The organism is Streptococcus sp. DD04, assembly GCF_001578725.1.
GTDB classification, from domain to species: Bacteria; Bacillota; Bacilli; order Lactobacillales; family Streptococcaceae; genus Streptococcus; species Streptococcus sinensis.
On sequence record NZ_KQ968976.1, the window covers coordinates 63466 to 76442 of the forward strand.

Consider the following 12977-nt stretch of genomic DNA (forward strand, 5'->3'; position numbering starts at 1 on the left):
CGTAATTTTCGTTTCCATACAAAAAACAGCTAGCCTTATTCTATCCGTCATAAAACCAGTCTACCATATATTTTATAAACCTTAAGTGATTGGTCAATCTAATTGTGAGAAAGAGACATGAAATTGATTATTTATGAAAATTATAAAAAGCTGCCCGGAGACAGCTAGAATATTCTACAATAATCCCTCAATCAACTCATCCACTTCATCCGCCTCAGCTTCTGGTGTGATTTCTGTAATCATGATGCCTGCGACTGCGCGCTCAACCAAACCTTCAACATCTAGGTGAGCTTCGTACTTCTCGGCATTCTTGATTTTCGGATTGGTTTTAGGCCGGTCCGGTGCAAAAATAGTACAGCAATCTTCAAAAGGCTGGATAGAGATTTGGAAAGTATCGATTTTTTCAGCAATCTTAATGATTTCTAGTTTATCCATCGTCACGACTGGACGGATAACCGGTGTATTGGTCACGGCGTTGATAGCCTGCATACTCTCAATCGTTTGACTTGCCACCTGACCTAGACTTTCTCCGTTGATAATGACTTGAGCGCCCCGCTCCTCCCGAATCCGGTCTGTAATACGCATCATAAAGCGACGGGTCAGTGTCATGAGATAGGCTTCTGGAGCCTTGGCTTTGATTTCCTCTTGAATCTCTGTAAAAGGCACTTCGATAAACTTAATATTACCGCCAAACTTGGTCAGTTTCCGCGTCAAATCCTGAGCCTTTTTCAAAGCACCTGGACTGGTGTAAGGCGGGCTGGCAAAGTGAACTACCTCAATAGCTACACCGCGCTTGAGAGCCAAATAGCCCGCCACTGGTGAGTCAATCCCACCTGAGAGCATGAGCATGCCCTTTCCTGAAGTTCCGACTGGCAATCCCCCAGCACCACGAATCGTCTCATAAGAGATATAGGCCGCTTCTTCACGAATCTCGATGCGCAGCTCAATATCTGGCGCTTTCATCTTGACCTGAACATTGGGAATAGCCTCAAAAACAGCATCCCCCAATGTCTGATTAAGCTCGCGGCTATCCAATTCAAAGCTGTGGTCACTGCGCTTGCTGGTAATCTTAAAGGTCATGCCCTCTTGATAGACTTGCTTCATGATGGTTTGAACAGCTTCAATCAAGGCTGGGACAGACTTTTTAACCCTATAAGATGGTGAGAAATTCTGAATCCCAAAAATCTGCTTGAGTGATTCAGCGACCGGCTGATAATCGGTTCCTTGCAGATAGATATGAGTGCGGTCACGGTCAGCCTTGACATGAACCTGCGGATAGATTGATAAGACTGATTGGATATTGCGTTTGAGTTTGTTAATAAAGCGCATGCGGTTCTTGCCCTTGGTTGAGAGCTCACCGTAGCGTACCATAATTTCTGAATAATGCATTGTTTACCTAACTTTTCTGGTTTTTTCGTAAATAATCTTAAAAGTGGTCAGGAATTGTTCTACCTGACTCATATCGTTGTCTGCGTCCAGGCTGAGTCGGACGGCTGTGGTTGCTATCTTTGACGGCACTCCCATAGCAATCAGCGTACCTGCTGGCTTACCGGCCTTGGAAGAGCAAGCACTAGTGGTTGAGATATAAATCTCGTAATCTTCAAAAGCATGGACAGTCACTTCTCCTCGCACCCCCTTGATACCAAAGGTTAGGATATGAGGGGCGAAATCCTTTGTCCCCGAGAAGACCGTGACATCAGGATATTGAGACATTTCCTCTAGGATAATGGCCTTCATTTTTGAAGTTCGACTTTCAAAGTTTTTAAGATTTTCCATCGTCATGCGCAGAGCTTTGGCCGTAGCCGCAATTCCTGCAAGATTTTCCGTCGTTGAACGCTTGTCTGACTCCTGACCGCCACCATTCAAGAGGGGACTGATCTTCTTACCAGACTTAATATAAACAAAGCCCACACCCCGAAGGCCGTGAAATTTATGACTAGAAAAAGTCGCGAAATCCACGCGATCAGTCAGATATGATGAGGTTGGGATTTTTGCAACAGCCTGCACAGCGTCCACGTGAAAGGAAATGGTCGGTTTATCTGCTAGAAGTTCTGATATTTTCTGGATAGGCTGGATGCTACCGATTTCATTATTGACAGCCATGACCGAGACAAGAGTCGTATCCGACCGAATCAGATCTGCTAGCTTATCTACGTCGACAAAGCCCGCCTTGTCAACCGGTGCAAAATCAACTTCAAATCCTTGACTCTGCAGCCAGAGGGCTGATTCTTTAACCGCGGGATGCTCAATGTTGGATACGATGATGTGTTTTCCAAAGGGAACTTTTTCAAAAGCAACGCCCTTAATGACCCAGTTGTCTCCTTCGGTTCCTCCGGACGTAAAAAAAATCTCTGACGAAGACTTGCCTAAAAGCGCTGCAATTTGCCGGCGAGACGCATCTAAGAGACGTGTCGCCTGACCGCCCAAACTATGAAGGCTTGAAGGATTGCCCCATATTTTGGAAGCAACTTCCGTATAAGTAGCCAAAACCTCTGGATAGGGCTTGGTTGTTGCTGAATTGTCAAAATAAATCATCTTTTTTCCTCTAAATTTCAATACTCCTATTGTAACACGAAAGGTCAGTCGGAACAAGGAAAGGATACAGTTTATACAACAAAGGCAACAAACAAATATTTCTATTTTTTGTATAAACTATAGGATTAAATACTGAAATATAGATAATCCCCGCTAAAATTTAGATAAAGCGATTTTTATGGTCGAATTTTAGAAAGCTATAGCAAGTATTTGAAGGTTTTTATATGCAAAATTGCTCAACTGTGATCTTAACACCAACATAGTTATTCTCATAATTATTTTCCTTCATCAATTAGGCTAGTTAAAAATGTGATTCACTTCAACTTTTTCATATAATCCTCAATCAAGAAAGCTGTTTCTTCGATTGATTTATCGGTAATATTGATGACATGAGCCTGATATTTTTTAAAAACTTCTTTCGAGTAATCCAATTCCTGATAAATCTTTTCCAAATCGGTATAGCTGGTCGAGTTGGTCAAGCCAAGGGAATGAAGACGATTGCTACGGATTTTTGCTAGTTTTTCAGGCTCACAAATCAAACCAATTATTCGTTTTTTGTCCACTTTATCTAACGTCTGAGGCAAGGGAACTTGGGGAATTAGAGGCAGATTGGCCACTCGATAGCCTTTGTTAGCCAAAAAAATACTAAGAGGAGTTTTTGACGTACGGGACACTCCCAAAAGGATTAAATCAGCTTCTAAAAAGCCTTGAGGAGCCTTGCCGTCATCGTATTTGACCGCAAACTCAATCGCCGATATTTTATTAAAATACTCACTGTCTAGCCGGTGCAAGGTGCCTGGCACCTCAATCGGGCTAGTCCCTGTTTTTTGCTCAATCAACTGAAAGAATGGATACATAAGATCCAGATAGGCTAAGTTATGGGTCTGACTGAAGTCTCTTGCTAATGCTGCCAGCTTTCCATTGACTAGGGTGCTGATGACCAGAGCATCATCCTTGACTGCATCTTTGAGAATATCCAGCAACTCCTCTTCTTGACTAACAAAAGGGAAGCGATAGCTGTTGTTAAAGATCAAATCCGGATATTGAGCAGTGACCGCTGACAAGAGTCTCTGCGAAGTGCCGCCCAAAGAATCTGAAACGCTATAGACAATAATCTCTTTTTTCATGTTTATTGCTCCTATCTATTTACTGCTGCTTGACGCGCTTCTTGGATGATATAGTCGAACAGGGCCGACTTGGTCACTGTCCCCAGTATCTTGCGATCATTTTCCTCTGCCACTACCGGTAGGGAGTCAATCGCAAAATCCTGCAAGATCGCCGCTGCCTCCAGAATGTCTATATCCTTGTAGCAGGTTTTGATATGGGGCATACGGGTCATGCAGACAGCCACAGGAGTGCTCGCAATACTGCTGGACAGGGCAGCTCTTAGCAAGTCTTTACGTGAGACAATTCCCTGTAATAGCTTCTTTTCATCAATCACATAGAGAACATCTGCATCATACATAAAAAGGGTGATGACTGCATCTTGGATAAAGGTATCCTGAGAAACTAAGACTGGAGAAATCATAATATCCTGAACTTTCTTTTGAAAGGTATCAAAGAAAAATAAGGTCTCCAAATCCGAACCCGAATAAGTATAACCAATCTTGGGTGTAGCTTTTAATATCCCTACTAAGGTCAAAAAAGACAGGTCTGAACGTAAAGTAGCTCTGGATATTCCCATGATTTCAGAGACTTTTTCTCCACTGACTGGCTGCTCTTTCTTAACAATCTCAACAAGTTGCTTTTGACGTTTACTTAATTTCACATACAGCTCCTTCTTAACTCAATCTGGTAATAATTGTTACTCCTATTGTTAGTGTAAGGAAACAATATTCCTCATAATGAGAAGATTAAAACACAATTAATCATCACTTTAAACAATATTTTAGCAGAATACTCCCAGATGTCAACTTAAATTTCAGTTGATTTTTCCTTGACAAGGATATGTGATGTATATTAAAATGTAAAGAAGAACAAATATGTCTCACATTTAAGGAATTGGAGGTAATATATGACTCAATTCATTTACTCCTTCGAAGAAGGAAATGCTAATCAGAATGCTCTCTTGGGTGGTAAGGGAGCCAATCTTGCCGAAATGACGAACCTTGGACTGCCTGTCCCACCTGGCTTTACTATTACCACCGAAAGCTGCATCCGCTTTTTGAATGAGCCATATTTTTTTGAGTCTCATTTAAAAACAGGGATTTTGGAAGCGATTGATCAACTAGAAAAGAAAACCCAAAAATACTTTAGCGGCAATGACCAGGCCTTACTACTGGTCTCGGTCCGCAGCGGTGCAAAATTTTCCATGCCAGGTATGATGGATACCATACTAAACCTAGGCCTTAACGACTTGCGGACCCAAACTCTGGCCCAAGCTACAAATTTAGACTTTGCCTACAACTGCTACCGTCGCTTGATGCAGATGTTTGCTGATGTAGTCTATGGTATCCCCAAGGAAGATTTTGACCAGCTCTTGCTCTTTTTTGAAAAGAATGCTGGCAAGTCGGTGAAAGACTTCACCTTAGAAGAGCATCAGGCCTTGATTGATCAATACAAGCAGCTCTACTATGAACACCATCAAACCTTTCCTCAAAGCCCTAAAGAGCAGCTCTTTACTGCTATCAAAGCCGTTTTTCGCTCCTGGAATAATCCACGAGCTCAGGTCTACAGGGAGCTAAATCAAATACCCGATGATTTAGGCACAGCTGTCAATGTTCAAGCCATGGTATTTGGTAATAGCGACCAACAAAGTGGTACAGGGGTCGTTTTTACCCGAAATCCAGCCAACGGTCAGAAAGGTCTTTTTGGAGAATTTCTCATTCAAGCCCAGGGTGAGGATGTAGTGGCAGGCATTCGGACTCCTGAACCCATTCAAGCACTAGAAGAGAAAATGCCACAAGCTTATGCAGACTTTTTATCCTATGCCCAGATGCTGGAAGAACATTATAAAGATATGCAGGATATCGAATTCACTATTGAAAAAGGAATGCTCTATATTCTGCAGACACGAAATGGTAAGCGGACAGCCAAAGCGGCTCTCAAAATCGCTTTAGATTTGGTTGAAGAAGGAATTATTAATCAAAACACAGCTCTTCTACGGATTCAGCCTGCTGCTATCAATCAGCTAATTCATCCTGTTTTTGACGAGGAGCAACTACAATCAGCCTCTGTCCTAGCTCAAGGCCTTCCAGCCAGCCCTGGAGCTGCTACTGGACAAATCGTCTTTTCTGCTAAGGAAGCTAAGCGCCTGCATGAAGCAGGAATTAAAGTAATCCTTGTTCGCCACGAGACATCGCCTGAAGACATAGAGGGCATGATAGTCAGCCAAGCCATCGTAACCAGCCACGGCGGAATGACTTCTCACGCTGCTGTGGTAGCCCGAGGAATGGGTACCTGCTGTGTCGCAGGCTGCGAGGCCCTTCGTATCGACGAGGATGCTAAAACCTTGCAATGTGGAGAGATTATCTTGGGGCAAGGTGATATCCTGTCTGTTGACGGCAGTACCGGTCTAATCTATCTCGGTCAACTTTCCACTGTCTTGGTAGAAAACGATCAAGAATTAGAGCAGCTGCTTACTTGGGCAGACCAAGTGGCCCAGCTCAAAGTCCGAGCCAATGCAGAGACCATTTCTGATCTCCAAACGGCCATTCAATTTGGTGTTCAAGGTATCGGATTAGCACGGACAGAACACATGTTCTTTGGTCAGGAAAGAATTCTTGAAATGCGGCGACTGATACTGGCAGAAAATCCTCTAGAAGTCAAGGTTGCTCTGAAAAAACTACTGGAGTTCCAATCAAAGGACTTCTACCAAATGTTTCAAACTGTTGGCCAGCTACCTATGATTATTCGGCTGCTCGATCCACCGATGCACGAATTCTTGCCAAAAGAAGAACAAGAAATTCAAAGCTTAGCTCAAACTCTGCAAAAGAATCCAGTTAAGCTGGCTCATCAAATCAAACAGCTTCAGGAAAGCAATCCTATGCTGGGTCATCGAGGCTGCCGCCTTGGCATTACACAACCTGATATCTACAAAATGCAGGTAGAGGCCATCTTCAGCAGCGCAATTCGCCTACAGCAAGAAGGCCTGACAATCCGGCCGGAGATTATGATTCCTTTGATTGCTGAAAAAGCAGAGCTGACTTATATTAAGGATTATCTTGTCAATTTTATTGACCAGCTGTTTGCTAAATATCAGACCCGGCCTTTTCCTTATGATATTGGTACTATGATTGAGCTTCCACGTGCGTGTCTGATTGCTGATCAGTTGGCGCAAGATGCTGATTTCTTTAGCTTTGGTACCAATGATTTAACGCAGATGACTTATGGTTTCTCCCGTGATGACATCGGTAAGTTTATCCCAGCCTACACAGATAAAAATATCCTGGCAGTTGATCCTTTCCAAAGCGTTGACAGACAGGGAGTTGGAATCTTGATGAACTTGGCTGTTCAAAAAGCCAGACAAATCAAGTCAGACCTTACTATTGGTATTTGTGGAGAGGTCGGCGGTGATCCAGATTCTATTCCATTCTTCCAAGAAATAGGCGTCAACTACGTTTCCTGCTCTCCTTATCGAGTACCAGCTGCCCGACTCGCAGTAGCACAAGCCAATCTTCTGAAGCAAGAAGAGACAAAGTAATTTTCTTTAACTATTTCTAAGAAGCAGTCCTTGAAGTCCGCCCATTGTACTTTTTGGGCTGGCTTCTTTTCTTGTGTACGTTTTCATTGTAAAATAAGAAACTTTTTAAAGACATTTTCAGCTAAAAGACGTATAATAAAAAGTAAGGGATGATTGCTGGATTGATATAAATGTAATTTTAGCACAGTTCAGCCATTCATACATCGAAAATAAAGGAGACTCCCTTTCAATGGAAAACTATTCACGTAAAAATAAACATCAAAATGAACAAAAGCCAAGTAGAAAAACAACTACTCATCATATTAAAAAAGGGTTTTCTGCCCTTCAAAAAACAATCGCAACTATCGCCAGTATTTTGTCGATTATCATTGCTAGTCTGACCATTATGAATTTTTTGAACAACAATGACAGCAAATCTAAGTCAGATACCAGTAATTCTACAACGACAACAACCATCGTTAAGGAAATCGAAAAAGAGACTGTCACTTCTAGTTCAGCAGATAACCAATCTAGTGCTGCTAGTGATACAGCAATCGAAACGAGCTCTTCTACGGTCGATACAGCCTCTACTACTGCTGCTGATAGTAACAACGGTACGACTGCCAGCTCAAGCGCAACAACAGACACGACGATGGACGCTCACACTGAGGCCTCAAACTAACCTTCTTTTAAAAAGCTAAAAATAAAGCCAAGACACACAGTCTGGCTTCATTTTTTTATTTGCGATACATTTTGACTTGAAGATAGAGGTCGTTATAAGTCCCAAGCCATTTTGGTCCTAACTGCTGATAGACTTCCAGATGCTTCATGGTTTCTTCGGTTGGATAGAAAGCCTCATCTTCCTGTACTTCTTCTGGCAGCATGGCCTTGGCAGGAAGATTTGGTGTTGAGTAGCCAACATAAAGCGCATTCTTATAAGCGTTTTCCGGTCTCAGCATAAAGTTAATAAACTGATAGGCGGCTTTCTTATTTTTTACGGTTTTAGGAATGACGATATTGTCAAACCAAAGATTGCTGGCTTCTGTCGGAACGACATAGCGCAGATCCTCGTTGGCTTCCAGCATTTGACGAGCTTCACCAGAGAAGGTTACGCCTATGGCCGCGTTATTCTGAATCATATACCCCTTCATCTCATCAGCGACGATGGCCTTGATATTGGGCGTCAGAGTATAAAGCTTATCGACAGCCTCCTGCAGCTGCTCTGCATCTTTGGAGTTGAGACTATGACCATTCGAGTTCAGGCCAATCCCCATGACTTCGCGGGCTCCGTCAATCATCATGATAGAATTTCTATATTCTGGTTTCCAGAGATCGTTCCAATGCTCAGGCGCGTGCTCGACCATTTTAGTATTGTAAACAATGCCCAGCGTTCCCCAGAAATAAGGAATGGAATACTGATTTCCTGGATCAAATGGCTGATCCAAAAAGTCTGAACCAATATTTTCCAAGCCTTTGATCTGGCTATGGTCCAATTTCTCCACCAAGTTTTCCTTCATCATCTTGGCAATCATGTACTCACTCGGAATGGCAATATCGTAGGTTGTTCCACCCTGTTTGATTTTCGTGTACATAGCTTCGTTGGAATCAAAGGTTTCGTACTGAACCTGAACACCTGTTTCCTTGGTAAACTCAGTCAGCAAGTCTGGATCAATGTAATCTCCCCAGTTATAGACAACCAATTTATCACTGCCCTTGCTATTGGTTCTGCTTTCAATCCGATAGCTAATTCCCCACAAGATCAGGATAATCGCAAGAATCCCTGCTAAAAACGAATAGAGTTTTTTCATGCTGCTTCCTCCTTCTCACGCGTGATAAAGTAATAGCCGATGACTAAAACGATACTAAAGAGAAAGACCAGAGCAGACAGAGCATTGATTTCCAAGGAAATTCCTTGCCGTGCGCGGGAATAGATTTCAACCGAAAGGGTTGAAAAGCCGTTTCCTGTCACAAAGAAGGTCACAGCAAAGTCATCTAGGGAGTAGGTGAAAGCCATAAAGTAGCCGGCAATGATAGCTGGCGTCAGATAAGGAAGCATGATTTCCTTGAGCATCTGGACTTGACTGGCTCCCAAATCATAAGCGGCTTTAATCATATCGTCATTCATTTCTTTCAGCCTTGGCAAAATCATCAGCACCACAATGGGAATTGAAAAGGCGACGTGGCTAGCCAAAACAGATACAAAGCCCAACTGGAATTTAGCCGTGGTAAAGAGAATCAGGAAGCTAGCCCCAATCATAACGTCAGGCGCCACCATCAAAATATTATTGATGGATAAGAAAGCATCCTGATACTTTTTGCGGGCTTGGTAAATATAAATAGCACCAAAAGTTCCGATAATTGTAGCAATGAGTGAAGAAAGAAAGGCTAAGAAAAATGTCTGCACCAAAATCAAAATCAAGCGTGAATCTTCAAACAGCTTTTGAAAATGAACCAGATCAAATCCAGTAAATTTATTCATATCTTCGCCAGCATTGAATGCATAGGCAATCAAGTAAAAAATCGGAAGATAGAGGATTAGAAACACAATCGCTAAATAGAGATTAGCAAATTTTTTCATCGTTCTCTCCTTTCCTTGGTTGCCCACATGGTGAAGAGCATGGCAATAATCAGAACCACTCCGATTGTTGAGCCCATTCCCCAATTTTGCGTTGTCAAAAAATGCTGTTCAATGGCTGTTCCCAGCGTAATGACACGATTTCCACCGATCAAACGCGTCAGCATGAAGAGACTGAGACTGGGAATGAAAACTGACTGCACGCCACTTCTCACGCCATTCATTGAAAGTGGAAATACGACATTGCGGAAAGTCTGCCAACGATTGGCACCCAAGTCATAGCTGGCATGAATCAGATTTTGATCCAAATCATCCAAGACATTGAAAATCGGCAGAATCATAAAGGGCAGCTCAATATAGCTGGCAACAAAGATAAAAGAAAAGTCAGTGAAAAGAATCTGCTTTGGACCGATACCGATAAAGGTCAGAAATTCATTTACCGAGCCATTTTGTCCAAAAATGCCGATAAAGGCATAAGCTTTAAGCAAAAGATTGATCCAAGTCGGCAGGACAATCAGCATGAGCCAGAGCTGGCGATGCCTGAGCTGGGTCAAAAAATAAGCAGTCGGATAAGAAATGAGCAAGGTCACTAAAGTGATGATCCCTGCGTAAAATACCGAATTAAAGCTCATTTTCAGATAGGTCAAATTCTGCGATGTGAAATAAATCCGATAGTTTTCCAGCGTGAACTGACCTTCGATATTAAAGAATGATTTCCAGACAATCATCATCACTGGAGCTAGAACAAAGAGCAGAATCCAAAGAAAATAAGGAACCAGAAAAAGGTTAGAGGTTGTTTTCTTCATCTCTTTCCTCCTCAATGGCATTGATCAGCCCTGCTTCTTGCTCTTCGATTTCTACGTATTCTTCAATCCGAGCATCGAATTCTTCTTCGGTTTCATTGAGGCGCATGATATGGATATCCTCTGGCTCAAAGTCCAGACCGATTTCTTCTCCGACGATGGCCTTGCGAGTCGAGTGGATCATCCATTCATTGCCAAGCTCATCGTAGGCGATAATTTCATAATGAACCCCGCGGAAAAGCTGGGTATCCACTTTTACCTGCAGTTTTCCTTCTTCAGGCAGGGTAATGCGCAAATCCTCTGGACGAATCACCACTTCAACGGATTCGTTTGGTCGCATCCCTCCGTCAACCGCTTCGAAACGCTTACCATTGAACTCGACCAAGTAGTCCTCAATCATCCTACCTGGCAGAATATTAGATTCTCCGATAAAAGTCGCAACAAAGTGGTTAATCGGTTCATCATAAATATCTACCGGCGTTCCTGACTGGACAATCTCGCCTTCATTCATAACAAAAATCCAGTCACTCATAGCCAGGGCTTCTTCCTGATCGTGGGTCACAAAGACGAAAGTGATACCGAGGCGCTGCTGCAGTTCCCGAAGCTCATATTGCATGTCCGTACGAAGCTTCAAATCCAGAGCAGAGAGAGGCTCATCCAATAGAACGACTCGTGGCTGATTGATGATGGCACGGGCAATGGCCACCCGCTGGCGTTGCCCACCTGAAAGTTTTCGAATAGAGCGGCGCTCAAAGCCTTCCAGTTGAACCATTTTCAGCACTTCAGCAACCCGCTGTTCAATTTCTTTTTTGTCCACCTTCCGAAGCCGCAAAGGAAAGGCCACATTCTCAAAGACATTCATATGCGGGAAAAGGGCATAGGACTGAAAAACTGTGTGAACATCACGTTTATTCGTGGGAATGTCATTAATGCGGACACCATCTAAAAAGATGTCTCCTGTAGTTGCATCCAGTAGTCCTGCAATTATATTGAGGATGGTTGATTTCCCAGAGCCAGAAGCCCCTAGAAGCGTGTAAAATTTCCCTTCTTCTAATTCAAAGTTGATATCTTTGAGAACGATGGTATTATTGTCTTCAAAAACTTTTGAAACGTTTTTGAACTCAATGATTGGTTTTTTCAATTGACATAAATTCCTTCTTTTCCATGTATTAACAGATTTTTGGTTCTGTCAGACCACAAAGACCTCTCGAGGGCTACTATGGCCCTGCATACTTGCGATATCGATAGGCTTTCACCCCCTTTACTAAGATACACATGGATAGTTGCTATTCCAAATACTTGGACAAACCTAGGAACTAGAAATCAGAAAGAACTAGTCTGACAAATTGCTTGTCGAACTATAAAGCTTCTCCGATGATTCTAACTTCGCGTTCCAGAGTGACCCCAGAATGCTCTTTTACTGTTTGAATAACGTGAGCAATCAGATTTTCATAATCACTAGCCGTACCATGATCGACGTTAATCATAAAACCAGCATGTTTTTCTGAAACCTCCACACCACCGATTCGACAGCCTTTTAAACCAGCCTCACTAATCAACTGCCCGGCAAAATGACCTAGCGGACGCTTGAATACTGAACCGCAAGATGGGTATTCCAAAGGTTGCTTGAGTTCACGCAGATGGGTCAAGCGTTCCATTTCATGACGAATATTTCGATGAACACCAGGTGCCAAGGCAAACTTAGCCGAAATCACAACGTCACCTGTTTCCTGAACAAGTGAATGACGATAGCCAAATCGCATATCACGAGCATCTAGGGTCTTAATTTCCCCCTCCGGCGTCAAGACCTTACAAGAAACTAGCACATGACCGATTTCACCACCATAAGCGCCAGCATTCATAAAGACAGCGCCACCGACACTACCTGGAATACCGCAGGCAAATTCAAAGCCTGTTAAGCTATGATGCAGAGCAATACGCGTTGTCTGAATCAGATTTGCCCCTGCTTCAGCCTCAATTGTGTAACCATCCACTGCTACATTGTTTAATTTGTCAAACATGATGACAAAGCCCCGAATACCGCCATCCCGTACAATAATATTGCTGGCATTCCCTAACACCAGCCAAGGGATGTTTTCACGATTGGCGAATTTGACAATTCTAGCCAGCTCATACCGATTGCGCGGAAAAACTAAGAAATCAGCCGCTCCTCCTACCTTTGTGTAGGTATATTGACTCAAAGGTTCATTGAAGCGGATGTCAATTCCTTCTAATTCAGCATTAAATTTTTCTAAGTTTTGCATGATTTACTCTCTTTTTTACAAAATACACTCTATTATATCAAAATTATATGACATTTACGATAATTTGAATAAAAAAGCTGATAAATATCTAGCTAGACTATTGCTAATTTTACTCCACATCAAAGCAATTCTAAGGCTGAGAGGCTATAGAGACAGCAAATAGAAGAGTCTGGGACAAA

Annotated in this window: 11 protein-coding genes; 2 read left to right on the forward strand and 9 right to left on the reverse strand. The window is 42.7% G+C overall.

Annotated features, from left to right (window positions below; translation table 11 throughout):
* Window positions 1-174: 174 nt before the first annotated feature.
* The 4 genes from thiI to STRDD04_RS00325 all read right to left on the reverse strand — a co-directional run bounded on the left by thiI (window position 175) and on the right by STRDD04_RS00325 (window position 4303).
* A complete protein-coding gene (thiI, locus tag STRDD04_RS00310) occupies window positions 175-1389 on the reverse strand; it encodes a tRNA uracil 4-sulfurtransferase ThiI (RefSeq protein WP_062198360.1) in 1215 nt (404 codons plus the stop codon).
* Between the two features lie 3 nt (window positions 1390-1392).
* Complete coding sequence (locus tag STRDD04_RS00315; RefSeq protein WP_062198362.1) at window positions 1393-2535, reverse strand: cysteine desulfurase family protein; 1143 nt, start codon at window positions 2533-2535, stop codon at window positions 1393-1395.
* A 314-nt stretch (window positions 2536-2849) separates the two neighbouring features.
* Window positions 2850-3662: a pyruvate, water dikinase regulatory protein gene (locus STRDD04_RS00320; RefSeq protein WP_062198363.1), complete on the reverse strand. Its 813-nt coding sequence runs from the start codon at window positions 3660-3662 to the stop codon at window positions 2850-2852.
* 11 nt (window positions 3663-3673) lie between these two features.
* Window positions 3674-4303 carry a CBS domain-containing protein gene (locus tag STRDD04_RS00325; protein WP_062198365.1) on the reverse strand — a complete coding sequence of 210 codons (630 nt, stop codon included), beginning with the start codon at window positions 4301-4303 and terminating at the stop codon, window positions 3674-3676.
* A gap of 246 nt (window positions 4304-4549) precedes the next feature.
* Between STRDD04_RS00325 and ppdK the strand changes: the two genes are divergently transcribed.
* Both ppdK and STRDD04_RS00335 read left to right on the forward strand, forming a co-directional pair.
* The gene (gene ppdK / locus STRDD04_RS00330) at window positions 4550-7177 is read left to right on the forward strand and encodes a pyruvate, phosphate dikinase (RefSeq protein WP_062198368.1); all 2628 of its coding nucleotides are present in this window, start codon (window positions 4550-4552) and stop codon (window positions 7175-7177) included.
* Window positions 7178-7406: 229 nt separating this feature from the next.
* A complete protein-coding gene (locus STRDD04_RS00335) occupies window positions 7407-7838 on the forward strand; it encodes a DUF6556 family protein (RefSeq protein WP_062198370.1) in 432 nt (143 codons plus the stop codon).
* 55 nt (window positions 7839-7893) lie between these two features.
* On the opposite strand, the gene STRDD04_RS00340 is transcribed toward STRDD04_RS00335, so the two are convergent.
* The 5 genes from STRDD04_RS00340 to murB all read right to left on the reverse strand — a co-directional run bounded on the left by STRDD04_RS00340 (window position 7894) and on the right by murB (window position 12798).
* Entirely contained in the window at window positions 7894-8964 is a 1071-nt protein-coding gene (locus STRDD04_RS00340) for an ABC transporter substrate-binding protein (RefSeq protein ID WP_062198372.1), read from the reverse strand.
* Window positions 8961-9734 carry an ABC transporter permease gene (locus tag STRDD04_RS00345; RefSeq protein WP_062198374.1) on the reverse strand — a complete coding sequence of 258 codons (774 nt, stop codon included), beginning with the start codon at window positions 9732-9734 and terminating at the stop codon, window positions 8961-8963. Before STRDD04_RS00345 ends, STRDD04_RS00340 begins: the two co-directional genes overlap by 4 nt.
* The gene (locus STRDD04_RS00350) at window positions 9731-10537 is read right to left on the reverse strand and encodes an ABC transporter permease (RefSeq protein ID WP_062198377.1); all 807 of its coding nucleotides are present in this window, start codon (window positions 10535-10537) and stop codon (window positions 9731-9733) included. The genes STRDD04_RS00345 and STRDD04_RS00350 overlap by 4 nt, the downstream gene beginning before the upstream one ends.
* Window positions 10518-11675, reverse strand: coding sequence for an ABC transporter ATP-binding protein (locus STRDD04_RS00355; RefSeq protein WP_062198379.1), 1158 nt, complete (start codon window positions 11673-11675; stop codon window positions 10518-10520). The genes STRDD04_RS00350 and STRDD04_RS00355 overlap by 20 nt, the downstream gene beginning before the upstream one ends.
* Window positions 11676-11892: 217 nt before the next feature.
* Window positions 11893-12798 (reverse strand): UDP-N-acetylmuramate dehydrogenase, encoded by a 906-nt coding sequence (gene murB, locus STRDD04_RS00360; protein WP_062198381.1) that lies wholly within the window; start codon window positions 12796-12798, stop codon window positions 11893-11895.
* Window positions 12799-12977: the final 179 nt, after the last annotated feature.

Excerpts from the sequence above, each read along its gene's own strand:
- thiI (WP_062198360.1), bottom strand. The coding sequence starts at position 1,389 with ATGCATTATTCAGAAATTATGGTACGCTACGGTGAGCTCTCAACCAAG.
- STRDD04_RS00315 (WP_062198362.1), bottom strand. The coding sequence starts at position 2,535 with ATGATTTATTTTGACAATTCAGCAACAACCAAGCCCTATCCAGAGGTT.
- STRDD04_RS00320 (WP_062198363.1), bottom strand. The coding sequence starts at position 3,662 with ATGAAAAAAGAGATTATTGTCTATAGCGTTTCAGATTCTTTGGGCGGC.
- ppdK (WP_062198368.1), top strand. The coding sequence starts at position 4,550 with ATGACTCAATTCATTTACTCCTTCGAAGAAGGAAATGCTAATCAGAAT.
- STRDD04_RS00335 (WP_062198370.1), top strand. The coding sequence starts at position 7,407 with ATGGAAAACTATTCACGTAAAAATAAACATCAAAATGAACAAAAGCCA.
- STRDD04_RS00340 (WP_062198372.1), bottom strand. The coding sequence starts at position 8,964 with ATGAAAAAACTCTATTCGTTTTTAGCAGGGATTCTTGCGATTATCCTG.
- STRDD04_RS00345 (WP_062198374.1), bottom strand. The coding sequence starts at position 9,734 with ATGAAAAAATTTGCTAATCTCTATTTAGCGATTGTGTTTCTAATCCTC.
- STRDD04_RS00350 (WP_062198377.1), bottom strand. The coding sequence starts at position 10,537 with ATGAAGAAAACAACCTCTAACCTTTTTCTGGTTCCTTATTTTCTTTGG.
- murB (WP_062198381.1), bottom strand. The coding sequence starts at position 12,798 with ATGCAAAACTTAGAAAAATTTAATGCTGAATTAGAAGGAATTGACATC.